This is a genomic window from Larkinella knui (genome assembly GCF_003858645.1).
Taxonomy (GTDB): Bacteria; Bacteroidota; Bacteroidia; order Cytophagales; family Spirosomataceae; genus Larkinella; species Larkinella knui.
The window spans coordinates 139,639-162,621 of record NZ_RQJP01000007.1 but is presented as its reverse complement, the minus strand read 5'-3'; the positions used below and the strand labels follow the sequence as shown (position 1 = coordinate 162,621).

Sequence of the window (22,983 nt, the reverse complement as noted above, 5' to 3'; positions counted from 1 at the left end):
GCATTGCCAACTGACTCATGCCATAAACCGCCAGCAAGCCGGAATCATGAAGGCAAGTGGGTTGATTATCAGCAAGAAAGTTGCCAATAAACACCGCTTGTCACCACACTTCCAACATCTATTGAGTAAGCGGTTTTATTTACCATTTCACGCCAACCGTCAGAAAAAACCCCCGCCCGTCAGACGGCAGAATTCCGGGGCCGGGATAGCCCGTTGCCCGGCGGGTGTAATAATATTCATTGGTCAGGTTGTTGACGCTGCCCTCCAGCTTGAGCCACCGGTAATTCCACGAAAGCGAAAAATCCATAATCCGATAGGCCGGTATTTGTCCGACAACGCCCGAAAAACCGCCGTCGATGGCGTTCGTCGCGTCGGAAAACTGGTCGGTCAGGTACGTTAGCTGAAACGATGCTTTCAGATTCCGATAACTCCACCGCATCCCCGATTTGAGGTTAACCGCCGGAACAAATTCAACCTCATTGCCCTGTACACCCGGAATCTGGCTTTTCACGTAACGGGAATGAATCAGGGCGAGATTCCCAAAAACCGACCAGCCCCACTGTTCCGGTTTGGTTCCCAACAGGCTTAACAGCTCTACTTCGCCGTAGGATTCCAGTCCGACAATCACCGCCCGGCCAATGTTGGTCCGTTTGCGCAGAACGCGGTCGCTTTCGTCGTAAAACTGCACTTCGCCAATGCGGTTTCCGTAGTTGAGGGCAAACAAACTCAGGTCGTAATTCAGCACTTCGTTTTTTTCGCCCCGCACGCCCACGTCCGCCGAAAAACCGCGCTCATCCTGCAAATTGGGGTCGATCACCGCCGACGGGTTGGAAATCCGCATGTCACTGAACGTAATCGAGCGGTAATTCTGGGAGATATTTCCGTAAAATTCAACCGGGGCGGACGGCTTGTAACTCAGCCCGATACCGGCAATCAGGAAGCCGCGCGGGTTGACGCGTTTCTCCGGCGTCTGGGTAATGGTGATGATGTTGCCGGCCAGATCGCGGATGATGTTGCCGTAAAAACCGTCGGCGGTGGTGCGGATGTATTCGTAGCGAAGACCGGGCGTAACCGATACTTTTGAGCTCAGAAAAAGTACATTTTCGGCAAACAACGACACATTCCGGTTCGGAAACCGGTAGTCGGACGACGTCAGCTGGTCGGGTTCCACGAACGTAAAATCCGCGCCTTTGCCCGCTGGTCCAACGCCCTGCCGACTGTGGTTGAAACCGTGGTAATACCGGGTTCCGATCAGGAAAACGCCGTCTTTCCGGCCCAGTTTGTAGCGGTTCAGAAACCGCCCTTCGAATCCCCAGTTCCGAAAATCACCGGCAATCAGATCGCGTTCGAAGTTTTCGTTATCGACCGTTGCTACCCGGTTGGGCCGAAAACCCAGCGAATACCGGGAAGCCACCACGCCAAACGCCAGCAGATTAATATCCGACCGGCGGTTCACTTTCCAGTCGTAGTGCACATTGAACAGGTTCCAGTCGACTTTAAACCAGTTCCGTTCGCGGTTCGACTGGCGCGGATCGGCCCGAAACATATCGTCGCTCAACCCGCCGGGCTGCTGGGCCAGATAATCCATGTGCGTCACTTCCAGACCGATTTTTGCTTCGTCGGTCAGTTGGTAATGCACATCGGCGTAGATGGTTTTGCTGTCGAAATGCGAATGGGGCCGCCAGCCGTCCGCTTTTTTATACTGAAAAAAGGCGTAATAACTCAGCTTCTTGGCCGTCCCGCTGACGCTGTTGAATGAATTGAAAAAGCCAAAAGAGCCCACGGTCTGCCGCGAAGTGACTTCAAAGGTTCGGTCGGCGACGGGCTGACGCATCTCGAAATTGAGCAAACCGCCAAACTGCGTTCCGTATTGCAACGAAGCCGCGCCACGCACAATCTTGATGCGTTTGAGTGCTTCGATCGGCGGGGTGTAATAGCTTTCGGGGTAGCCCAGGGCATCGGCACTGATGTCGTAGCCATTTTGCCGGACGTTGAAATTGGCCGTTCGGTTGGGGTCGAGGCCGCGCCCGCCGATGCTGAGTTGCAAACCGCCCCCGTCGTTTTCCCAGATGTTCAAACCGGCGACGCGCGCGTAGACCTGCCGGGCGTTGTTAGTGGCTAAATTGGCAACCAGATTTTCGGGCAAAATCACTTCCGATTTTTTCGCGGCAAAAATAGCCGTGCCTTCCACCTCACGCAGCCGGGTCATTCCAAAACTGCCTTGCTGGGCCGTTACGGTCACTTCGCTGAGCGTTTTTTCGGTACTTTCCAGACTAAACGCCACCGTTGCCGTGTCTGAATCGACGGTAATTTCCTTTTTTAACGAGCGGTGATTTAGCGAGAAAAACTGGAGCTGGTAGACGCCGGTTTTCAGGTTTGGAATGGAAAACCGGCCCAGGCTGTCGGTGATAAAAATGGTCCGGGAGCCTTTCAGATACACGCTGCATCCATCGACCGGAACCTGGGTCGCTGTCTCCCGAACAAGCCCCCGCAGCGTGTGCTGGGCCATTCCGGCATGAGCAATAAGGAAAAACAGAATAGAAAACCTATAAACCTTTAATTTCATCTCCAAACGGTAAAATCCACTTTTTAGGCGTAAACGAGTCGGTTTCCTGCGCCAGATTGACCGTCGGATCAATGTACGGTTTTCCCAGACGACCGTTCAAACTGACGTAGGTATCGACATACACTTCCGGTTTCTGAAAACCCTGCCGGGCGTAATAATCCCGCAGATAATGGGCAAACTGAACGAGCATATCCGGCTGGGTTGCCATCATTTTCTCCTGCAATCTGGTCAGGTGGTCTTCATTATTGACCATGATTTGCTGCCCCTTTTCGTCCACCACTTTAAATTGCACGTGGCCCATTTTTTCCATCAGCATCACCCGCCACGAAAACCGGTAGCCCTCTTCCGACCAGAATAACTCGTTGGGATAGAGGGCATACCGAAACGGAAAAAGGAGCTGAACAACAAAAAATACCGCCAACCCTGATAAAAGCAGCCGGGCTTGCCTGCCGCTGTAAACCTTTTTTTTGCCAGACCCGACAAGCGCAGCAGGCAGCCGCAGCAGACGGCTTAAAACCGCAATTATTCGCTGGTGAAAACCGGCCGAAAAGAAAATCAGGGCCGCCACGATCATGATGTAGGGAAACATGCCGATCGGAAACAGAATGACGGTCAGGACGTGAAAAACCACAACGGCGACGTAGGCAAACGGCCGGGTGAATCGGTTGAGCAGGAAAAACGGAATGCTTAGGTCGTACAAAGCGCCCAGCCAACTGAACGTAAAAGCCGTCTCGCGGTAGTTGAACAGAAAACCGATGATCGGTAAATCGTTGCGACCGGGCAACCAGATCCGGAGCGGAAGGGCCTCCAGCAGCCAGTCGGAATTCAGTTTGGCCAGCCCGGCATACACGTAAACAATGCCCATCAGCAACCGCAAACTGTCGATGGTCCAGCGGGGAATCTGGTCGTAGGAATCGGTGCGGTTCTGGTGCGCATCCACCGAAAAATAGACGTTGGCGGGCAGGAATAGCAGCAGGAACGCCACCAGACTCACAAAATAATAGTGGTTCAGGTAGGTGCTTTTGTCCATCAGTTCGATGTACGTAAAACTGAGAAAAAGCAGAACGGAAGCTGTCCGATAAAACCAGCCAACAGCCACCAGCAGGGCACTGAGTCCGCAGGCCACAAACAGCAGATACGTATACTCACCGAGCGGTTTAATGAACTCAAAACCGTAATACGGAAAGAAAAACGAGGGTTTGATGTAAAAATCGTCAATCCAGCCTTTCGACCAGAATCGAACGACGCTGCCAAAAATCATCAGCCCAAAGGCGATTCGGAATACCGACAAAGGTGCCGCTGAGGTGTATGTCCGAAGATACCGGCCCATCAGTCGCCGTCATTATCCGCGTAGGTAATCGTGATGCTCATGGCCGACGTCATGTCCACTTTCAGCATCCGGACGGCTTTTTGCATTTCGGTATACACCGCCACCATCGCAGCGTTATTGGTTTTCACTTCGTCGTAGAGGCTGGGTTTCAGCGTGTTCAGCTTGGCTTTGCTCGCTTCAAACTGCGCATTGATCACGTCGACCAGCGATTTGCCGCTCTGGCTGTCTTTGGCACCGAGGGCATTGAGGTAGCTTTTAAAACCGGGTCCCTCCTGCCCCGTTTTCACATCTTTGCCGTTGAAAAAATCGATCGCTGCCTGATGGGCGGTTTTGGCCAGCGTCAGCGACAGATCTTTTTTGTAAAAAGCTTCCACTTTGTCGGCAGCCGGAGTACCATTGGCCATTGCTCCCGACGGAATTCCGAATTTTCCGGAACGGATATAGCGCTCATAATGAAGCACATACCCATTGACCAATTTTGACGTGGAACTGTTTACGTCGATTCCCGTAGCGTTCACAAACTTGTCGCGGTAGGTGGTGGTCCACTCGGTCTGAACGGCAGTAAATACCGTTTTCATCTGGGTCGTAACTCGCTTCAGATAGGCGATCCGTTTGGCCGCGTCAGCCGCCGTGGTGTAGCGTACGAGTATGGCCTCATCGCTCTCTCCCAGGCCGTTAATGAGGTAATCCAGCGCTGGAAAGCCCTGTTTCGGGTAAGAAGCCGGCACGTCCAGCTGTGCGGTACCGGAAACGATATTTTCCTCGATACCAGTGGCATTGGCCGGGTAAATGTTGAAAAAATACCGCAGGGTCTGCGCTTCCGCCGGGCCGACATCGAACAGTTCCACTTTCTGCCATTCGGTATAGGCATCGACCCAGGCCTGCCGAAAATCCGTCAGCGTTGTTTTGTCGGGTTTGGCGGCAAAAGCCTCCGACTTCGTCATCATGGCATCCAGTTTACCCTTGAAATTGGCGTAGCTGGGCAGAATGATGTTATCCGCCAAATGCGTCAGCATGGCTTTTCGGTCGGTTCCTTCCGGCTTGGCAGGATTCGGATCAGGCCCGGGATCGGGAGTATCCTTGCTGGTTGAACAGGCCCAGATAAAACTCACAAAGACGACCAAAAAACCAACGGTTTTCCAACTTAAATGTGCCATAGGTTAAAAAAGAGGACCGAGCGACGCATTCGCATCGCTCGGTATTTTACTGATAATGAATCCTGTTCTGCTTTTACGAGCGGCAGGTTTATTAATTAGGAATGTTGAATTTCGTCCGGATGGCTGCGGAAGCCGCATCAATTTTAGCATTGGTCAGGCCCCAGAAACCGTTCGGAGCGCCAATCAGTCCGGCCAGGAGAGCATCCGAGAAAGCCGCATCGGCCCCGGCCAGTTTGGCGTAACGCAGCGAATACACAAATCCCAGACCTTCACCCATGGCGTGGGCGCGGGCGGCATCGTTCGTCGCGTTCGTTTTCCACTTGGCCAGATAACCCAGTGCAGCGTTGGCAACGGCTTTTTCCAAAGCGGGGCGGATGATGGCCACCTGTGCTTTCATCGTGGTCGGGTCGTTGTTGACAATGGCCGCCCGTCCTTTCAGCAGAGCCAGGTAAATTTTGGGGAAATCATCCTTATTATATTCCCAGATATAAGACCCCAGAAAACTCTCACCGGACGACGTAGCCGTAGCCTTGCTGCCGTAGGCGGCATTGGCCGTCAAAAGGCCAAAAATCTGATCCCAGTTGTGTTCGAGTTCGGTGTAGCTTTTTCCGGAAACAACTTTCGAATTATCCAGCGCCAGGTTTTTATCGCTCAGCAGAACGTTGTTGATGTAATCCATCTGCAAGCCCCCGATCATCGATTTCTGGATAATCTGGCCCCATTCGATGCCTTTGGCATCCACCAAATAGGAACTGGTTCCGGTTACGAGTTTGCCCGCTTTGCCTTCCGAAGCCGTGGCCGTTACGGATTTGCTGGCGGTGGCAATGGCTGGAAAAGCCGCTTCCAGCGTTTTGCGTTCTTTTTCGGCATCGGCAGCCGGCAGCGAAGACGCAAAGATCGACCGCAAACTGACCCCCGATGTGTTCAAAGCTGCGTCGGTAAAGGCGTTACCGGTATTGGCAAACATATTTTTCAGCACCGTTGAATCCAGCGTCGCGCCGGTTCCAACCGCCGTGCCGTTGTAGGTATTGATGGCTCTGAACATCAAAAGCCGGGTGCTGCTGGGTGTCAGATCAACCGTTTTGACTTTGCTGTTATCGACAAAAAAGTTGGCATACGTCGTGGTATCAGTCAATTTGGAATAATCGACCGCCGTACGGGAATTGGGTGGAAGCGTGAGCGTGTTGTCGTCATCATCCTTATTACAGGCCGTCAGACTGACTGCCAATGCGACAACGGGAATTACTTTGAAAAACAAATTGGTTTTGAACATGGTCAGGTTGCTGGAAACGTTATTAGCCGTAAAGGTAAATACTATTTAGACTGGTTATAAAATTATTAGTAAGAATGTTTTTAAATAATAACTTAACTGTTTGTTTAATAGAAAGTTATAAAAAAACAAAATCCATCTCCAATCCCGATTACGAGACTGAAGATGGATTACCGGTAACTTAAATCATTTACCGGACTGAAATCCGAGCCGCAAATTCACCCCGCCCGACCCGACCATCAGGTTCTCCCGGGTGAAGGGGCCGATCGGGTATTTGAGATACGGTTCGGCAGACAACCGGAGCCGGGTACCGATCCGGCGCTCGACACCGATCGACAGGTTGACGATCCTGCCCCAATAAATCTTCTGAAAAGCCGGTTCGGAGCGGTTGATCATTTCCTGCTCCCTTACGTATTGCGTGACCTGCTGTTCCTGGCCGTTGGTTCCCATCACCAAAATCGTCACCGGTTTCGCCTGTTCGTACGTGTAGGCGTAGTGTTCGTTCAAAAAAGCGACCGACGACAGCCCGGCTTCGGCATAAAAACCCGTACCGGACGACTTTTTAGGTCGAAACCGGATGTTGAGCGGCAGATCGACCGCCGTCAGCCGGATGTTGGTCGAAATCAGTTGGGGAACGGTCGAAAAGAGCACGGCGGCCGGCTCCGCAGTTCCGAGGTTCTGCTGCGCCACCGACAGTCCGGTCGATACGCTAAACCGGCTTACGAGCGGAATTTCTGAAAAAAGTCCTCCGCCAAGTGCCCTGGCGGGCGAACTCCCGGCCGCGTGGACCGACTGCGGTGTCAGGCTGAGGCCCCAAATGGGCTTCTGCCCGGTTTTAGACGGTTCGATTTTCGCCCCGGCCGGTTGTTGTGTCCAAAACGTCAAAGGGAGTGCCAACGCCTGGCGGGGTCGTTGGGCAAACCGGATGGATCGCGGAACTATCGGGTCATACGTAGCAGATGGTCTATCGGAATAAATAGCAGGAAGGTTAGTGTGGCGAGTGTTGAAAAATGAGTCTAAAGATTCAGAAGAGCCGCTTTTTACCCCTAAATCCCCTAAAGGGGACTTTCTGAATCCGGATTTTGCTGCGGCCAAGTCCCCTTTAGGGGATTTAGGGGTAAAAAGCGAAAGCGATGTTTCCTGAGCAGCATCAAGGCTTTTGCTTTGTTTTATTGACTCAGCCGCGTCACTTCCCTGACGTTTCCTGCCCACGAGCCGACCTTCTTTTTTCTCCGAAAACCCGGTTTTGGGTGGACGAACCGCTACTTGATCCGAATCCGGGCGACCCTCATACAGCCAAACCGGCACGCCCAGAACGCCCAGCAACAGACAGGCCGCCAGCGCATACCGGAACCAGATCAGCGGTCGTTGTTTGCGTTTGCGCTGCTGCCGCTGAAATTCCTCCCACGAGCCGGGTTCGTAGGGCAGTTCATACGACCCGATTGTTTTCCGGATGTGCCCGATCAGCTTTTTATGGATAGAATCTTTCATCGTGATTCGGGAAATAACGTTTCACCAGACGGGCCAGTTTTTCCTTCGCCCGAACCAGATACACCCGCGACGAGCTGACCGACAGATTGAGTTGCCGGGCAATTTCTTCGTGCGAGTAGCCTTCGATTTCGTAGAGATTAAACACCATGCGGTAGTGGTCGGGCAGGTGTTCCAGGAGCTTCAGAATGTCCTCCGCCGTGAGTTGGCTAATCACCGCATCCTCAATCAGTACCGCTTGGCTATCAAGATGATCCGGGTCGGTTGAATAACTCTGCTTTACCCGTTTCCGGTAATGATCGAGGGCGGTATTGACCACAATCCGGCGCAGCCAGCCTTTAAAGGTTTCGTCGAACGAATACCGCCCGATCCGGTCGAAAACCTTCATGAAACTATCATTGACAACACTGCCCGCGTCTTGCCGGGCGGGGTGATATCGCAACGCAATGGCCATTGCAAACCCGTAAAAATGCTTGTAAAACATTTCCTGGTGCTGCGGGCTGCCTTTCCGGCATCCTTCAATGAGCTGTCGTTCAAACGGAGTACAATCGGGTGCCATACCACCGGCCACGGGCGATAACAAAGAACGGTGAGCCGGTCAGCCCACCGTTCCACGTATGAATGGTGATTTACTGGTTGGAGGATACGCTGCCGTCGGGATTGAGCGTGGTGTCCTGCACCTTCGACCCGTTGTAGACCCTAAAGGTTGTATTCGAATGGTCGCCGTCGCCAACGACTTTGGTGATGTCAATTTTGAGCGTGTGTTCCAGGTCGGTCGGGCACCCGGACACCTCGCCCGCATCGTGAATCAGGGCAATGCTGATGGTTGGCGGATAAATCATAATTTCCACTCCGTTCCAGACGGCTTTGAATGATTCGGGCGAACACCCGCCTTTCACTTTGACCGTCAGAATGTTGCCTTCCCGCGTTACGTTTTCGATGGTAAACTGCGGCCCCTCGGCTTTGGCCCGGGCATTCATCGCCCGGTTGTACTCTTCCGGGCTTTTCAGCAAGGTCGTCAGGTCTTTATCCGACGGCGCCGGATCGTTGCCGGAATCCTGATTACAGGCTCCGAGGGCCATCAGGAGTGCAAAACTCAAAACGGCAGACAGTTTTCGAATGGTCAGGAAGCAGGATAAGATGGAATGGGTTTTCATGGCAGTAATACAGTTGTTTTGTGTTTACTACCCCATGACGTAACGCGCCGGACGAACGCTACAGGCCGCCCAACTTATTTTCTAAAACCCGTTAATTTAATGCCGTTCCGACGACGCATGTTTGGTTATAAGCCGCCACGATTTCACCAAACCGGTTCCAATCCCGGCGTGTCGCAGCCGGAAACTGCTTCACGAAAGCCGGGCAGTCGCCGAAAAGGGCCTCGTGCTCGTCGTCGATGGTTCCTTTTTTCACGATGCGGGCGTTGGTCTGATCCTTTACGGCCACAAAGCTGAGGTCTCTGGGATTGGTGCCAATTGTAAAATTGCCGAACGTATATTCCGAATGCTTCTTCCAGCCATTGGCGTCGAAGTACAGCGTAATTTTGCCGGGATGGCTCAGTCGTTCGAGCAGGGCGGTTTTTCCGCCTTTGCGGGGATTCGGAACCCGCTCAAAAACCACCTGCCCGCGTTCGCGGGGAATGGCCCCGGTGGCGTAGGCAAAGCCGGGAATGTTCTGGGCAACCAGCCGGAGTTTGTCGCCTTTGAAAGTCGTTTTTTTATCGTCACCGGTCCGGACGACAACGCTGGCCGGCGCGTCGTTGACCATCGTACTGACGCGGACTTTCCCACGAATGGTATCGTTTTCGGTCGTCACCACATAGCCGTCGGCCCACGACGTAATGGCACCCAGCGGTGCATATTGGGCCATACAAATCGTCCTGCTCAGCAGAGCAAGGCAAACGCTGATTTTCAAGGTGTTCATGATTGTTGTTTAACTGGTTTTAAAACTGGTATTTGGTATACGATTTTCCTTTTACAGAGTTATAAGGAAGCTACGTTGTCTCCGTTGTCGCGCCCCGTTTTCGCTCGCGTGTCGCGAGTGAAGTTTATCCAAAGGGCCTCCGGCCCGTTCCTTCCTATCCGCCAATATCAAATCCGCCGTTTTCGCTCGCGTGTCGCGAGCGAAAACGGACGGAACAGCGACAGCGGAAGTCCGTGGGTACTCCTTTCCGAAAATCACTACCGCCGAAGCAACGGCACCAGCACCCGAAATTCTTTTCCATCGTCATTGATTTCCAGCGCAGGCAGGCCCAGCCGCCGGAAGCGGTCGGTGAGCGTCCCTAAACCGATCGGTATGGCCGTTACGCGCAGCGGTTTAAGCTGAATCGGATTGGTTACCAGCAACTGACCGCTGTCTACGGTGCGGATGGTCAGCAGCAGCGGTTTTTCGGGTAATATCATGTTGTACCGAATCGCATTTTCGACCAATGTCTGAAGCGTCAGCGGGGGCAGCATGTCATCAAGAAACCGTTCATTCACGTCAATCGTGAATGAAATAGCCGAGCCAAACCGGGTCTGAATCAGGAACAGATACGACCGGATAAATTCCACTTCGCTGCGGAGCGGAGTCAGTTCCCGGTCTCCCTCCTGCAGCAGGTAGCGGTAGACGCTGGCCAGTTCATCCAGAAAAGCGCCCGCCTGTTTCTTGTCTTCGGTAATGAGCGAGGACAGGGAGTTGAGCGAGTTGAACAAAAAATGCGGATTAACCTGGTTTTTCAAATTATCATACTGGCTTTGCAGCGTCGCTTTTTTGAGCGCTTCGGCTTCCGTGATGGCTTCCCGGTTTTTCTGCAAATAATACATACTTTCGTAAATCGCCCCCACCAGAAAGGCGAACAGGAGGGCCATGCCGATATGAATCAGGTAGACGCGCGGAAATTCGGCCGGGGTAATCAGCCCCGTCAGATCGAGGTGGCTCACGACCCAGGTTTCGACGGGCTGAAAGGGAATCGTAAACAGGGCATAGCCCAGAAAGGTCGTTAAAACCCGCTGCCGGAACTGCTCGCGTCCGGCATACCACGCCCTTACTTTCATGACCCACCACCGCAGCAATTGCCAGATGATCGCCGTTGAAACCAGGCCCCAGCTAAAAGTCTGCGCAAACAGACGCCAGTCGTACCCATATTCCTCCAGGTAAAAGACCACAAACGGTATTACCGCCAGCGGAATGCCGATGATTTGCAGCCAGCGGTCGTTGATCGGTTCCGCACCGTTTGCCACTAAAGCTGGCGTCTGTTTAGTCACCAAATCGTCTTGTTCTTTTCGTAGTCCCTTTTTAATGAAGCATTTAGCACGTCTAAAAGTACTGTGCTACCAAACCGATGCAAAAGATAGTCGGTTGAATCCGCATTTTTAGTCGATAAAGCGTAAGAAATCGATGCGAATTTTCCCATTCCCACTTTATTTAATTATTTTCAGGTTAAATTATAGTATTTCTACATGAACCGATCTATTCCTATGATTAGTAGATCCTTAACCAGAAGCATTCAACGGATTACCGGACTGGTCATCCTGATCGGCGTGGTGGCTTTTATGCCAAAATCGGATCATAAAACGCTGGAAATTGGCGCTTCAGCACCGGATTTTTCGCTGCCCGGCGTCGATGGGAAGTCGTATAGCCTGAAGAGTTTTGCCGGTTCGCCCGCGCTCGTCATTGTGTTCAGCTGCAACCACTGCCCCACCGCCCAGGCCTACGAAGACCGCATGATTCAGCTGGTGAACGATTACAAACCGAAGAAAGTGAACTTCGTCGTCATCTCACCCAACAGCCCGGCCACGGTGAGTCTGGCCGAACTGGGGTACACCGATCTAAGCGACAGTTTTGCCGAAATGAAGATGCGCGCCAGGGAAAAAGGCTATAATTTCCCGTATCTGTACGACGGCGATACCCAAACTACAGCCTTGAAATACGGACCGGTTGCAACGCCCCACGTTTTTATCTTCGACAAAGACCGCAAATTGCAGTATACGGGCCGGTTTGATGCCAAAGAGAAACCCGGAACGGCCAACGCCGAAGACGCCCGGGCGGCCCTGGATGCGGTATTGGCGGGCCAAAAAGTACCCATGGCAACCACCAAAACCTTCGGCTGCTCGGTGAAATGGATCGAAAAGGAGGATTACATCAAAAAACAGCAGGCCGAGTGGGCGAAACGACCGGTTTCCATTGAAGATGTGGATGTGGCGGGTCTCAAGAGACTCATCAATAACGATTCCGATAAACTGCGGCTGATCAACGTCTGGGCCACCTGGTGCGGGCCATGCGTACAGGAATTTCCGGAATTCATCACCATCGACCGGATGTACCGTGAACGTGATTTCGAGTTCGTTACGGTTTCGGCCGACAAGCCCGACAAAAAAGCCAAAGCCCTCGAATTCCTGAAAAAGAAGGAAGCTTCCAACCAGAATTACCTGTTCAGTTCGGAGGACAAATACGCGCTGATCGAAGCCATCGACCCCAACTGGCAGGGCGCACTGCCCTACACGATTCTGGTGGAACCGGGTGGCAAGATCGTCTACAGCAAACAGGGGCCGATCGATCCGCTGGAAATGAAACGAAAAATTGTGGAAAACCGGCTGATGGGGCGGTATTATTAACACCGCTGACAGAATTTTACGTCAGAACCACCTCTTCCGTCGGGTCGATGCGGAGCCAGAGCAGGCAACTGCACAACAGCAGAAACGCAATCAGAAACAGCGGCAGGTTGAAATCGCCGGTCAGGTTGACGATATAGCCGAACAGGACGCCCAAGAATACCGCCCCCAGTTGCCCGACGGTATTCATCGCGCCCGACACCATGCCCGACTGGCTCCGGCCCACATCGTTGCAAACCGCAAACGAAACCGGAAGCGTCAGGTCCTTGAAACCCATGCCCATCGACAGGAAGATGGCCGCCATTTGATTATCTTCTGTCAAGGCCGACAGCAGAATCATGGCCGACGAAAGCCCCAGGCCCACAATGCCGACCACCCGGCGGCCCACTTTCAGTCCGTACCGTTTGGACAGCCAGTCGCTCAGATAACCGCCGGTGAAGCAGCCGATGGCACCCAGAAAAAACGGTAAGGTGGAAAAAAGCTGCATTTCTTCCTTCCCGAAGTGGCGGCCTTCCTTGAGGTAAGTGGGTAGCCAGCCCGTGAAGAAATACGCGCCGTACATGTAAAAATGGAACATCATCATGATGGCCCACATGTTCTGGCTGCGCAATACTGCCCGCCAGGGAATATGGTGGCTGGCGATGCGAAACCGCCGGTTTGCTTCGATGTGTTCCCGTTCTTCGGCGGTGATGTTCTGCTTTTCGTGCGGAAAATCACGAAACCAGACATACCAGCAAAGTGCCCAAATGAGGCCCAGTAATCCCATCGCATAAAAAGAGGCCCGCCAGCCGAAATGCGTCGCCACCGGCACCACGATCCAAGGTGCGAGCATGCCGCCCACGCGCCCGGCGGCCCAGATAAAGGCCTGAGCACGACCGGTTTCCTGCCGTGGAAACCAGCGGGAAACCACAATCGAGGCATTGGGATAGGCCCCGGCCTCGCCCGCACCAAACAGAAACCGCACGATGACCAGATAAAGCCAGCTGGTCGCGGTGCCGGTCAGGGCCGTAAAAACCGACCACCAGCCCACCACCCGCGTCAGCACCCGCCGGGGACCGAGCCGGTCGCCGAGCGCACCCGTTGGCAATTCGAACAGCGCGTAGGAAAGCGCGAAGGCACTCAGAATCCAGCCCCACTGGTCGTTCCCAATCTTTAAGTCACTCTTGATATCCGACGCCACCAGTGAAATACAGGTGCGGTCGATGTAGGTAATGGTGGAAAGGGCAAACAGAAACGATAAAACCCGGGAGCGGTACTTCATGGGAAGGGTCGGTGGTAAAATCCGGTCTCAAAATAGTGAATTACTAGACAGGATTTTAGCGATTGCAAAGGTTGTTCGAAAACTCGTGAAATCTGAAACGATTAATAACCCGTTGATTAGGACTTTTCGGATCGTAAACTCATAACTTTGAGAGTCCTTTTGGTCCGCCAATGGGTCTTTCCACCCCTTTGAACTCTCTAAATTTTAACAATGAATCCAGTTACCCACTTTGCTGAAATACTTACGCTGATTCAACAGGCCCGGCAGCGAGCGATAGCCAGTGTAAACCGGGAATTAATCGACCTGTATTGGAATGTAGGAGCCTACATCAGTCAAAAAGTAGAGACCAGCGAATGGGGCGATGGCACTGTCGTGCAATTAGCCGATTACCTACAACAACAACACCCTGACTGGAAGGGATTTAGCTATAGAGGCCTCTACCGAATGAGAAGATTTTATGAAACTTATTGCAATGCCCCCGAAGTTTTGACAGCAGTGCTGTCAAAAATAAGCTGGACAAATCATCTCACTATTCTGGCTCAATGCAAAACGCCGGAAGAACGGCAATTCTACTTGTTGCTTACGACAAAAGAGCGATACAGCTCTCGCGAACTCGAACGCCAGATTGCAGCGGGCATTTATGAACGGGTCATGCTTTCGCCAAATGTGTCGGCCGTACGGACTCACTTACAGGAGCAGGGCCGTGACTCATTTGACGAAGGCATTTTTCGGGATTAGTATGTATTTGAGTTTCTCGATTTGCCCGAACGCCACTCCGAACGCGATCTTCAACGGGCCCTGATTCAGAACATGAAACGCTTTCTGCTCGAACTGGGCCGCGATTTTACGTTTATGGGCGAAGAATATCCCGTACAAGTGGGGATGCGCGATTTCCGGCTGGATCCTGCTGTTCTATCACCGTGATCTGCAGTGTCTGGTGGCTTTTGAATTGAAAGCCGGACCGTTTGAACCGGAGTATATAGGTAAACTTAATTTCTATCTGGAAGCGCTGGACCGCGATGTACGCAAGCCCCACGAGAATCCCAGCATTGGCGTGTTGCTTTGCGCCAGCAGCGACCAGGCCGTGGTGGAATATGCCCTCAGCCGAATGCTGTCGCCCACGTTGGTGGCTGACTATACCCGCCAATTACCCGCCAAGCACCTGCTCGAAGCTAAATTGGCTGAATTTTATCAATTCAATCAATCCAGCACATAAATAGAAATACCCGTCTGCATGGCATTTAACCATAAAATCACACAAAATCTTCCCGCATCGGCGTAAACACATCCACCAGCACCCCGGCTTCCAGTGCCACCGCGCCGTGGGGAATATCCGGCGGCAGGTGATACACGTCGCCGGCTTGCAGTTCGCGGGTTTCCCCGGCAATGGTGATGGCAAACCGCCCGCTTTCGACGTAACTCATCTGGGTGTGGTAGTGGTGATGAATGGCGCCCACACCGCCCGCATCGAAGGCTACTTTCACCAGCATCAGATTCGCATCATACGCCATGATTTTCCGCCGGACACCGGGGCCAACGTCTTCCCAGGGCAAACTTGCATCATTGATAAAAAGAGGATCGAGCGTCGACATCCGGTATGGGGTTTACGTGAGACTTCGCTGCAAAAATACCAGAATACGCCGGATGAAAACCACCTTTGCGGAAAAGACCAAACAATAGTTTTTTAGGATTTCGGGCAAAAAATCAACAATTAACTATTTATCTTAGTTGATTAGAACCGGGGACACTGTCCGTCCGATTTGTTCAGTCATAAATGAATAGTCCACTCTTGGATTCAATCACAGATCCGTCCTTGACCGAAATTTCCCGATTACGAGCGTTAATGGACAGCTCACAATCGGCGTTATACCTCTTAAAACCGGTTCGGGATGAGCAGGGCGAAATAACGGATTTCATCTTCACGATTGCCAACAAAACGCTGGCGGCTTTTATCGGTCAGGAACCGCAGCGGCTGATCGGGGAGCTTCACAGCCGGTGGTTTCCCAGGTATAAAACCAATGGCATTTTCGAGCATTATTGCCGGGCGTTGGCCCACCATGAGCCCCTTCAGCTCGAACATCATTACAAGAGTGAGGACATGGATCGCTGGCTGACGGTGGTTGCCAACCGGTATGAGGACGAGTTAAGCGTGACGTTTCTGGATATTACCGAAAACAAACGGATTCAGCACCAATTGGAAGCTACGATTCACCAGATTCGGAATTCCAACGAAAATCTGGAGCAGTTTGCCTACATAGCGTCCCACGACTTGCAGGAACCGCTGCGGAAATTGCAGGCCTTCGGCGATGTGTTGCAAAGCCAGTTTGCGGATAGTCTGGTCGATGGTGAAGTCGACCTCGTTCGCCGGATTCAGAATTCGGCCAAACGCATGCAGGTGCTGGTGCGCGACCTGCTGACGTATTCCCGGCTATCGACCCAATCCGAACCGTTTGAAAACATCTCGCTGGCTCGTTTGATCAAAGAGGTTCTTGGCGATCTGGAGATGTCGATTATGGAGAAAAAAGCCGCCGTCGAGGTGGGTCCCCTACCCAATTTGCTGGGAAATCCGCTTCGTCTACGGCAATTATTTCAGAATCTGGTGGCAAACGCTATTAAATTTCAGAAAGCCGATCAAAAACCACGGATTCAGATCCGGGCCCGCTATCCTAAACCGGACGAAATGCCGGAAGAACTGCGGAATCAAACCCAGCGACTGTTTTTGCTGATTGAAGTGGCCGACAACGGAATCGGTTTCGACGAGAAATATAAGGCCCGAATTTTCCAGCCTTTCCAGCGTCTGGAAAGCCGGTCGGCCTACAGTGGCACCGGTATTGGCCTGGCCATTTGCAAGAAAGTGGCCGAAATTCACGGCGGAACCATCGACGTTACCAGCCAGATTGGACAGGGTTCGACATTTAAAGTTTTCCTGCCCGTTTATGAACAACCCGGTTAGACGAGGGCCTGGTTTTGAGATTGTGCCTGTCTGAAAATAGTGTGATAAGCCCGAAATGTTCGGTGGGCCGCTTCCACTATGTTATCTTGATCCGACTCGACCTGCCCGGCCAGAATGGCGTTGAACGCCTTCCATTTCTCGACCGTTTCTGACCCATAACCCCGGTAAAACCGGGCATTCGGAAGCAACGGCTGCAATTCCAGGCTTTGTTGCAAATAATGCATCACCACTTTTCCGCCCAGCATCGAGCCTTCTCCTACATAAGCCGCTCCCAGCAATTCGACGGGTGACCAATGGGCAAAAAGGTCCGGAATCGAGTCTGGCAAAGGCACACCCAACGCAGCCAGATCGGATTCCAGCCACGGTGTTTTCCGGCGGTCGTCCGGCCGGTACGACTGAAAAAAATCCGGATTCCGGTCAATGGCGGCTTCCAGTGCGTGATGAAATACCCAGTGAACCTGCAACAAATGACGGTATTGCTCAGGCGTCAATGTGCCGGTTCGCAGGGGTTCGGTATACAACAACGCTTCGGTTTGTTCGTGTAAATCCCGGGTTTCGTGCCGCAATCGTTCCGCTAAAGTCATGAATCAGTTAACTACGTTATTATCGATCAGCCAGAAATCACAAAGCCGACGCAGCAACTGCCCAATCGACTGGTAGCTCCCGGGTTTTACAACATAGGCATTCGCCCCCAAATGAAGCGACTGGCTAATGTCCTGCGGATTATCGGAAGTGCTGAAAACCACGATGGGCAAAAGCCGGGTGCGGGCCAGTGAGCGCGCTTTTTGGATAATTTCAAACCCGCTGTATTCCGACAAATCCAGATCGAGCAGCAGCAACTTAGGCAACGGGGCCGTTTCAGCCTGGTATTTGCCATCTGCCGTCAGGTAGTCCAGCGCTTCAGAGCCGACATTGATTACTTTGTAGGAGATTGCGTTCTCCATTTTTCGGACAACCCGACTAAAGACGTCGGCATCGTCCGGGTTATCTTCAACATACAATACATCTAACATCGTCGTACAAGTTTAGGGAGTCCGAGGCTCCTTTGGAAAAGAAATGGAAAACTGGGTTTCGCGGTTGGGTTCGCTGTGAAACCAGATTTTCCCTCTATGTCGATTAATAATCCGTTTAACGATAGCCAGTCCGACACCGGTTCCTTCAAAATTGGCCGCGTTTTCTAAACGCTTGAAGAGGTCGAACATTTTAGCGGCATGCTTCATATCGAAGCCGATTCCGTTGTCTTTTACGGTATAGATGACTTCCTCATCCGTTTCCCGGCCATCGATCCGAACCACGGCTTCCTTGGCTCGCTGGGTATATTTAGCCGAATTGGACATCAAATTGGTAAAGACCTGATTAACCATCGTCGGGTCGCCGTAGATCGAGGGCATGTGGCCAAATTCAATTCGTAAACTCCGGTTTTTCTTGTTTTCCGTAACCAGAATTTCATCCCGAATCACCTCCAGCAATTTGGGCATATCGAGTTTCTTAAAATTAAGCTCCGTGCGGCCCATCCGGGAATAATACAAAATATGTCGAATCAAGGACCGCATCCGCTCCGTCGAATCCAGAATTTTCTGGAACATAACGCGCGTATCCTCGTCCATCGCCGGGCCCTGTTCCTCCATAATGATTTCGGCGTAACAGCGGATCGACGACAGGGGCGTTCGCAAATCGTGCGAAACGGTGTAGCTGAACGCATCCAGTTCTTCGTAAGCCGTTCGCAGCCGTTCATTCAATTGCCGGACATCATTGGCCTTACGCGCCACCACCTGCAGAATATCCTCCCGCAGTTTGATGGCCACCGAAATCTCGGCGTCTTTCCAAGGTTCCGACGTATTGCGAACGGTTTGCAGCCAGGCTTCGAAACTCTTGCGGGGATGCAGCTGATGCTGACCATTTTCGGCAACGGTTACGGGCTTATCCGGATTCCCCGCCCAGGTTACTTTCCGAACCTGCTCCGGTTTGAACCAGAGCACGTATTCGTTCAAATCTTTTGATAAAGCAATCGCCAGCAGGCCGGAAGCAACATCCCGGAAGGCTTCCGCCGATGGATAGAGTTCCGGCAATCGATCGGTTTGAAATACCGTATCGAAGGGCTCCGTTCCCAGCCAGTTTGTAATCCCGGCCACCGCCGATTCGTCGGGTACCGAACCCATTGAATAATAGGTATTATCGAACACCAGAACCGCACCCGTAGCACTGGTGATGTCCAGCGCCGTAACCGGATGCTGCGTCAAACCCACCACCACATCCCAGTCTTTCAGAATCTGGCTATTGATCTTTTGTTCGTTCTGCTGGATCTGAAACAGGAATGCCTGGTCTTCTTCGTCTTTCCGGAATTCAAGGGCCGACGAAAGCAACTGGCTGACGAACTTGGCCGCCTGCCGTGCCGGAAAATCGACAAAGCGGGGCGTCGCGTGGTGGCAGGAAATCAGTCCCCAAAGCTCCCCGCGATACAGCAGCGAAATGCTCATGGACGCCTGAACGCCCATATTTTTCAAGTATTCGATGTGAATGGGCGAAACCGCCCGCAGTACCGAATGGGTAAGATCGAGCGGCTGGGCTTCCCGTTGTTCGGCCACCGAAAAAATAGGCGAAGGGGTGCTGCCCACATCGGCGATGATCCGAACCAGATTGGTTTTGTACAATTCCCGGGCCTGACGCGGAATGTCCGAAGCTGGATAATGCAAGCCCAGATACGGCTCCAGATGCGGTTCTTTTTCTTCGGCGATCACCTCCCCGTGCCAGTCGGCGCTAAACCGGTACACCATGACGCGGTCATACCCAATGATTTGCTTGACCCGCCGGGCGGTGTTCTGAATCAATTCGGTCAGCGTACGGTTCGACTGCACTTCGGTCAGAGCCTCCGCCACCAGTTGTTGCTCAAGATTACCGGGGGTCGTATCCGCCGATTCCCATTCCAGAATAATCAGATTGTCATGCTGGTGGGCAATCAGATTCCAGTCTCTGCCGTTCAGCCGGAAACGATGTGGATTCATCCGCGACCAGGCATTCTCCCGCTTTCCAACGTTCAGAATGGCGGCCACATCGGCGACGGGCAGTTCGGTTCCGCTCAATAAAGCATCAAGCGGTTTTCCCAGCAAATCGGTAGCCGACCGGTTTACGAAGGCATTCGTATTCTCGCTGACATACCGAATGATAAAATCGTCTGCTGTAAGGGCCACTAAAAAACCGTGGGCCTGAATGTAACCGGGAATGTGAATAGGCTCAGACTCACAGTTGGTCAGATTTATTCCTGAATGCGCTATGTTGGCTGTTGGTACAATCATTTTATAGGGTTAACCGACCGATTGGGCCTTTATTCGATTTGGCAAAGGGGGCGTATAAAAAAGTTGAAAAGTTAAAAACCGCCTGGTAGTTGAACAAATAAAACGTGAAAAACTTATTTTGGGTTTTAAAAACCGCCTTAAAAATGACCCGCTTTGTCGTTTTTTTTAGCGTTCAGAAACCGGGCAGGCGGTGTAGCAGCCCTTTGGGTTTGAAGGGAAAATGCATGCCAATTACGAAGCGGATATCGGTCTTGTAGCTGCGCAGAACGCTGGCGCCTTCCAGATTGCCGGAAAGAAAGACGACGGAATACGTGGCTCCCGCAAAATACCGATCGGTGTTGTAGCCAACCGTTACGCGCGAATCGCCCTGCATACCGACCCGGACGGGCAACGATCGGGTGTTTTCGCCCGTCGAAACGCTGCTGGCATTATGGAGCGAAATCCCCGGCCGGATCAGCAGCGTCGTAAAAAAGTTGGTTCGAAACACAATCGTCCGGATGTATCCGGCATTGATGCTGTAGCTGAAGGAACGGTATTGGGTGAGATTGGCATTCGACGGAAACAGCGGTCTGACGGCGTGGGGAAACAGCGATGAGTCGCCCTTGATCTGCGTAAAAAGCAGGGTGGCCCCCACCAGAAAGGAACCGGCGCTTTTTTTCTGCCGCTCGCGCTGCATCTGAGACGCCGGATTGGAAAACTGCCGGTGATTGAAACAGTAATACAGCGAACTATACCAGATACGACTCTCTAAATCAGGCCGTTGTGGATACTGCGAATGAACCGTAAACCAGTCTTTTTCGAGAACATCCGGATTGTTGAGGTACAAACCCTGGTATGACTGGTACTTGGTGTTGACCCAAACCCGGCGGCCGTTATAACTCAGGCTGGTACCAAACTGCTTCGTTTCGCCCTTGGCCGTTCGCAGGTTTCGATTCACATACGGCACCTTGGAGGTTAGTTCCAGACTCAGCCAGGAATAACTCACGCCAACCCCCAGCGACGAAGCGCCGTTGGGTTTGTAGGTCAGATGGTCGGTTGGTCCAATCAGTTGCAGAAAATAATCATTTCCCTGCGCAATCAGACGCAGGTGTAAATGCGCGTAATAACTGGTGATGTAATTGGTGTCTACTTTCGGCGGCCGGGCCTTCAGCAGCGTATCGAGTGAAATGCCGAGAACGATAATTTCCTTCCGGGTTGTATCGGCGTCAGTCTGGGCCCGCACAAACGGACAGAGTCCGGCCTGTATGACCAAGCCAAGCAGAATTTTTACTCCACCAAAACGTCTCCAGAAACGAATTTTACTTTTCATTCGCAGCGCAATAAACCAGCCTATTACGTATAACCGCTGGCAACCCGGTTCGGTTAGATTAGCGGCTGATTATCGATCGATTGTCGTGTTAAAACGCATTTTTCAAATCTGCCGCGAACGGTTACATTTACCGGACTATTCCAAACCCGATCGTTTATGAAACCGCTTTTCTGCCTGTTTCTCTGGCTGTTGTCCAGTCAAACCGCTCCGCCCGCTGCCGACTGGAAACTGGTCTGGGCCGATGAATTCAACACGCCCGGTTCGCCCGACCCGAAAAAGTGGGTGTTCGAAACCGGTTTTGTCCGCAACAACGAACTTCAGTGGTACCAGCCCGACAACGCCCGCTGCGAAAACGGTCTGCTCATCATCGAAAGCCGGCGGGAGAGCCGCCCCAATCCCACCTACCAACCCGGCAACACCAACTGGAAAACCAGCCGCGACTCGATCCGGTATACGGCATCGAGCCTGATGACGAAAGGGCTGCACCAGTGGCAATTCGGGCGATTCGAGATGCGGGGGCGCATCGACACCCGACCGGGCATGTGGCCCGCTTTCTGGTCGCTGGGCGTGTCGGGCTCCTGGCCGTCCAACGGCGAAATCGACATCATGGAGTATTACCGGGGCATGTTACTGGCCAATGCCGCCTGGGGGACCCAAAAGCAATGGGAGGCCGAGTGGAACAGTGTCAAAACGCCGATCACTTCGTTCCGGGACCCGAACTGGTCGGCGAAATTCCACCTCTGGCGTATGGACTGGGACAGGGATTTTATCAAACTCTACGTGGACGATCAGTTGCTTAACTCGGTCGATCTGAGCAAAACCATCAACGGCGACGGCAGCGGCAAAAATCCGTTTCACCAACCGCATTACCTGCTCCTGAACCTCGCCATTGGCGGTCAGAACGGCGGAGATCCGTCGGCAACGCAATTCCCGGCCCGGTTTGAAGTGGATTATGTGCGGGTTTATCAACAATGAGGGGTTGTATCGCGGAGTTGAGCGGAGTAAAAGAGGAGTTTAGCAGAGTTTTTAATAATTGCTCCGCTTACCTCCCTTTTACTCCGCTCAACTCCGCGACACAACCCCTCATTTTCGCAGGAGCCGTTGTTCCAGCGCCTGCCGGTAACTGGCCGCCAGCGGAATCGTAACCTGGCCCACCGTCACCTGATGGCGTTCCAGTTTGCGGATGGCTTTCAGCGCCACCACGTACGATTTATGCACCCGGATGAACTGTTCGGCGGGCAGCATTTCCACCATTTCGGCCAGCGTCATGCGGGTGTTTACCTGCCGGTTTTCTTCGTAAATAAAGAGCAGATTGGTGTCCGAATGAATGTAAAGAACTTCGTTCAGCGTCACCCGAACCCAGTCGTATCCATCTTTCACAAAAATGCTCGATGGTTCGCCCTGTTGCTGCAAATACCGGGTATAAGCGCGGTTGCAACTGTGCAGAAACCGGCTGAATTCGATGGGTTTGAGCAAATAATCAAGTGCGTTGAGCGCGAAGCCTTCCAGGGCATAATCGGCATAGGCGGTCGTGAAAATAACCGGTTTGTTGAGCGGAGCGATCAATTGGGCAAAATCCGTCCCGGTCAGATCCGGCATCCGGATATCCAGAAAAATCACATCGACCCGCTGCGTGTGCAAAAAATTCAGCGCGTCGGTCGTGTTCATAAAGGTCTGAACCAGCGTCAGAAAAGGCACTTTTTCGGCATACCGGCTCAAAACCTCCAGGGCCGCGGGTTCGTCATCGATGGCAATGGCTCGAAGCAT

General features: G+C 52.6%; 22 protein-coding genes. 6 read left to right on the top strand and 16 right to left on the bottom strand.

What is annotated here, in order from left to right; all coding sequences use genetic code 11:
- Nucleotides 1–139 precede the first annotated feature (139 nt).
- The 9 genes from EHT87_RS29220 to EHT87_RS29180 all read right to left on the bottom strand — a co-directional run bounded on the left by EHT87_RS29220 (nucleotide 140) and on the right by EHT87_RS29180 (nucleotide 11,029).
- On the bottom strand, nucleotides 140–2,509 hold the full coding sequence (locus tag EHT87_RS29220; protein WP_229321455.1) for a TonB-dependent receptor domain-containing protein: 2,370 nt from the start codon (nucleotides 2,507–2,509) through the stop codon (nucleotides 140–142).
- Between the two features lie 37 nt (nucleotides 2,510–2,546).
- On the bottom strand, nucleotides 2,547–3,896 hold the full coding sequence (locus tag EHT87_RS29215; RefSeq protein WP_124910328.1) for an HTTM domain-containing protein: 1,350 nt from the start codon (nucleotides 3,894–3,896) through the stop codon (nucleotides 2,547–2,549).
- Complete coding sequence (locus tag EHT87_RS29210) at nucleotides 3,896–5,053, bottom strand: imelysin family protein (RefSeq protein WP_124910327.1); 1,158 nt, start codon at nucleotides 5,051–5,053, stop codon at nucleotides 3,896–3,898. The genes EHT87_RS29215 and EHT87_RS29210 overlap by 1 nt, the downstream gene beginning before the upstream one ends.
- Before the next feature lie 91 nt (nucleotides 5,054–5,144).
- Nucleotides 5,145–6,326 carry a DUF4856 domain-containing protein gene (locus EHT87_RS29205; RefSeq protein WP_124910326.1) on the bottom strand — a complete coding sequence of 394 codons (1,182 nt, stop codon included), beginning with the start codon at nucleotides 6,324–6,326 and terminating at the stop codon, nucleotides 5,145–5,147.
- Between the two features lie 183 nt (nucleotides 6,327–6,509).
- The gene (locus EHT87_RS29200; protein WP_124910325.1) at nucleotides 6,510–7,814 is read right to left on the bottom strand and encodes a porin family protein; all 1,305 of its coding nucleotides are present in this window, start codon (nucleotides 7,812–7,814) and stop codon (nucleotides 6,510–6,512) included.
- A complete protein-coding gene (locus tag EHT87_RS29195) occupies nucleotides 7,795–8,370 on the bottom strand; it encodes an RNA polymerase sigma factor (protein WP_124910324.1) in 576 nt (191 codons plus the stop codon). Before EHT87_RS29195 ends, EHT87_RS29200 begins: the two co-directional genes overlap by 20 nt.
- Nucleotides 8,371–8,440: 70 nt before the next feature.
- Nucleotides 8,441–8,968, bottom strand: a complete 528-nt coding sequence (locus EHT87_RS29190) for a hypothetical protein (protein WP_124910323.1) — start codon at nucleotides 8,966–8,968, stop codon at nucleotides 8,441–8,443.
- Nucleotides 8,969–9,059: 91 nt separating this feature from the next.
- Nucleotides 9,060–9,731, bottom strand: coding sequence for a hypothetical protein (locus EHT87_RS29185; protein WP_124910322.1), 672 nt, complete (start codon nucleotides 9,729–9,731; stop codon nucleotides 9,060–9,062).
- A 257-nt stretch (nucleotides 9,732–9,988) separates the two neighbouring features.
- The gene (locus tag EHT87_RS29180) at nucleotides 9,989–11,029 is read right to left on the bottom strand and encodes a sensor histidine kinase (RefSeq protein WP_221622089.1); all 1,041 of its coding nucleotides are present in this window, start codon (nucleotides 11,027–11,029) and stop codon (nucleotides 9,989–9,991) included.
- A gap of 237 nt (nucleotides 11,030–11,266) precedes the next feature.
- Here EHT87_RS29180 and EHT87_RS29175 point away from each other — a divergent pair, with 237 nt between their 5' ends.
- Nucleotides 11,267–12,403 (top strand): redoxin family protein, encoded by a 1,137-nt coding sequence (locus EHT87_RS29175; protein WP_124910320.1) that lies wholly within the window; start codon nucleotides 11,267–11,269, stop codon nucleotides 12,401–12,403.
- Between the two features lie 16 nt (nucleotides 12,404–12,419).
- Here EHT87_RS29175 and EHT87_RS29170 read toward each other — a convergent pair whose 3' ends face one another.
- Nucleotides 12,420–13,661, bottom strand: a complete 1,242-nt coding sequence (locus EHT87_RS29170; RefSeq protein WP_124910319.1) for an MFS transporter — start codon at nucleotides 13,659–13,661, stop codon at nucleotides 12,420–12,422.
- A 210-nt stretch (nucleotides 13,662–13,871) separates the two neighbouring features.
- Here EHT87_RS29170 and EHT87_RS31690 point away from each other — a divergent pair, with 210 nt between their 5' ends.
- The 3 genes from EHT87_RS31690 to EHT87_RS31785 are packed head-to-tail and all read left to right on the top strand — an operon-like array spanning nucleotide 13,872 to nucleotide 14,877.
- Nucleotides 13,872–14,399 (top strand): DUF1016 N-terminal domain-containing protein, encoded by a 528-nt coding sequence (locus tag EHT87_RS31690; protein WP_229321453.1) that lies wholly within the window; start codon nucleotides 13,872–13,874, stop codon nucleotides 14,397–14,399.
- Nucleotides 14,400–14,420: 21 nt separating this feature from the next.
- The gene (locus tag EHT87_RS31790) at nucleotides 14,421–14,585 is read left to right on the top strand and encodes a PDDEXK nuclease domain-containing protein (RefSeq protein ID WP_262707766.1); all 165 of its coding nucleotides are present in this window, start codon (nucleotides 14,421–14,423) and stop codon (nucleotides 14,583–14,585) included.
- A 13-nt stretch (nucleotides 14,586–14,598) separates the two neighbouring features.
- Nucleotides 14,599–14,877, top strand: a complete 279-nt coding sequence (locus EHT87_RS31785; RefSeq protein WP_262707765.1) for a PDDEXK nuclease domain-containing protein — start codon at nucleotides 14,599–14,601, stop codon at nucleotides 14,875–14,877.
- Nucleotides 14,878–14,914: 37 nt separating this feature from the next.
- Here the strand turns inward: EHT87_RS31785 and EHT87_RS29160 are convergent, their stop codons facing one another.
- The gene (locus EHT87_RS29160; protein ID WP_124910318.1) at nucleotides 14,915–15,253 is read right to left on the bottom strand and encodes a cupin domain-containing protein; all 339 of its coding nucleotides are present in this window, start codon (nucleotides 15,251–15,253) and stop codon (nucleotides 14,915–14,917) included.
- A gap of 251 nt (nucleotides 15,254–15,504) precedes the next feature.
- Between EHT87_RS29160 and EHT87_RS29155 the strand changes: the two genes are divergently transcribed.
- Nucleotides 15,505–16,614 carry a sensor histidine kinase gene (locus tag EHT87_RS29155; RefSeq protein ID WP_185716378.1) on the top strand — a complete coding sequence of 370 codons (1,110 nt, stop codon included), beginning with the start codon at nucleotides 15,505–15,507 and terminating at the stop codon, nucleotides 16,612–16,614.
- On the opposite strand, the gene EHT87_RS29150 is transcribed toward EHT87_RS29155, so the two are convergent.
- The 4 genes from EHT87_RS29150 to EHT87_RS29135 form a co-directional block, all read right to left on the bottom strand.
- A complete protein-coding gene (locus tag EHT87_RS29150; RefSeq protein WP_124910316.1) occupies nucleotides 16,611–17,198 on the bottom strand; it encodes a biliverdin-producing heme oxygenase in 588 nt (195 codons plus the stop codon). The genes EHT87_RS29155 and EHT87_RS29150 overlap by 4 nt on opposite strands.
- Nucleotides 17,199–17,201: 3 nt before the next feature.
- The gene (locus EHT87_RS29145; RefSeq protein ID WP_124910315.1) at nucleotides 17,202–17,627 is read right to left on the bottom strand and encodes a response regulator; all 426 of its coding nucleotides are present in this window, start codon (nucleotides 17,625–17,627) and stop codon (nucleotides 17,202–17,204) included.
- A 12-nt stretch (nucleotides 17,628–17,639) separates the two neighbouring features.
- A complete protein-coding gene (locus tag EHT87_RS29140) occupies nucleotides 17,640–19,907 on the bottom strand; it encodes an ATP-binding protein (RefSeq protein ID WP_124910314.1) in 2,268 nt (755 codons plus the stop codon).
- A gap of 172 nt (nucleotides 19,908–20,079) precedes the next feature.
- The gene (locus tag EHT87_RS29135; protein WP_124910313.1) at nucleotides 20,080–21,216 is read right to left on the bottom strand and encodes a DUF4421 family protein; all 1,137 of its coding nucleotides are present in this window, start codon (nucleotides 21,214–21,216) and stop codon (nucleotides 20,080–20,082) included.
- 156 nt (nucleotides 21,217–21,372) lie between these two features.
- Between EHT87_RS29135 and EHT87_RS29130 the strand changes: the two genes are divergently transcribed.
- Complete coding sequence (locus tag EHT87_RS29130; protein ID WP_124910312.1) at nucleotides 21,373–22,191, top strand: glycoside hydrolase family 16 protein; 819 nt, start codon at nucleotides 21,373–21,375, stop codon at nucleotides 22,189–22,191.
- Between the two features lie 108 nt (nucleotides 22,192–22,299).
- Here the strand turns inward: EHT87_RS29130 and EHT87_RS29125 are convergent, their stop codons facing one another.
- Nucleotides 22,300–22,983 (bottom strand): LytR/AlgR family response regulator transcription factor, encoded by a 684-nt coding sequence (locus tag EHT87_RS29125; RefSeq protein ID WP_124910311.1) that lies wholly within the window; start codon nucleotides 22,981–22,983, stop codon nucleotides 22,300–22,302.

Coding starts and splice junctions, on each gene's coding strand:
- EHT87_RS29220 (WP_229321455.1), bottom strand. CDS start 2,509: ATGGCCCAGCACACGCTGCGGGGGCTTGTTCGGGAGACAGCGACCCAG.
- EHT87_RS29215 (WP_124910328.1), bottom strand. CDS start 3,896: ATGGGCCGGTATCTTCGGACATACACCTCAGCGGCACCTTTGTCGGTA.
- EHT87_RS29210 (WP_124910327.1), bottom strand. CDS start 5,053: ATGGCACATTTAAGTTGGAAAACCGTTGGTTTTTTGGTCGTCTTTGTG.
- EHT87_RS29205 (WP_124910326.1), bottom strand. CDS start 6,326: ATGTTCAAAACCAATTTGTTTTTCAAAGTAATTCCCGTTGTCGCATTG.
- EHT87_RS29200 (WP_124910325.1), bottom strand. CDS start 7,814: ATGAAAGATTCTATCCATAAAAAGCTGATCGGGCACATCCGGAAAACA.
- EHT87_RS29195 (WP_124910324.1), bottom strand. CDS start 8,370: ATGGCACCCGATTGTACTCCGTTTGAACGACAGCTCATTGAAGGATGC.
- EHT87_RS29190 (WP_124910323.1), bottom strand. CDS start 8,968: ATGAAAACCCATTCCATCTTATCCTGCTTCCTGACCATTCGAAAACTG.
- EHT87_RS29185 (WP_124910322.1), bottom strand. CDS start 9,731: ATGAACACCTTGAAAATCAGCGTTTGCCTTGCTCTGCTGAGCAGGACG.
- EHT87_RS29175 (WP_124910320.1), top strand. CDS start 11,267: ATGATTAGTAGATCCTTAACCAGAAGCATTCAACGGATTACCGGACTG.
- EHT87_RS29170 (WP_124910319.1), bottom strand. CDS start 13,661: ATGAAGTACCGCTCCCGGGTTTTATCGTTTCTGTTTGCCCTTTCCACC.
- EHT87_RS31690 (WP_229321453.1), top strand. CDS start 13,872: ATGAATCCAGTTACCCACTTTGCTGAAATACTTACGCTGATTCAACAG.
- EHT87_RS29160 (WP_124910318.1), bottom strand. CDS start 15,253: ATGTCGACGCTCGATCCTCTTTTTATCAATGATGCAAGTTTGCCCTGG.
- EHT87_RS29155 (WP_185716378.1), top strand. CDS start 15,505: ATGGACAGCTCACAATCGGCGTTATACCTCTTAAAACCGGTTCGGGAT.
- EHT87_RS29150 (WP_124910316.1), bottom strand. CDS start 17,198: ATGACTTTAGCGGAACGATTGCGGCACGAAACCCGGGATTTACACGAA.
- EHT87_RS29145 (WP_124910315.1), bottom strand. CDS start 17,627: ATGTTAGATGTATTGTATGTTGAAGATAACCCGGACGATGCCGACGTC.
- EHT87_RS29140 (WP_124910314.1), bottom strand. CDS start 19,907: ATGATTGTACCAACAGCCAACATAGCGCATTCAGGAATAAATCTGACC.
- EHT87_RS29135 (WP_124910313.1), bottom strand. CDS start 21,216: ATGAAAAGTAAAATTCGTTTCTGGAGACGTTTTGGTGGAGTAAAAATT.
- EHT87_RS29130 (WP_124910312.1), top strand. CDS start 21,373: ATGAAACCGCTTTTCTGCCTGTTTCTCTGGCTGTTGTCCAGTCAAACC.
- EHT87_RS29125 (WP_124910311.1), bottom strand. CDS start 22,983: ATGCTTCGAGCCATTGCCATCGATGACGAACCCGCGGCCCTGGAGGTT.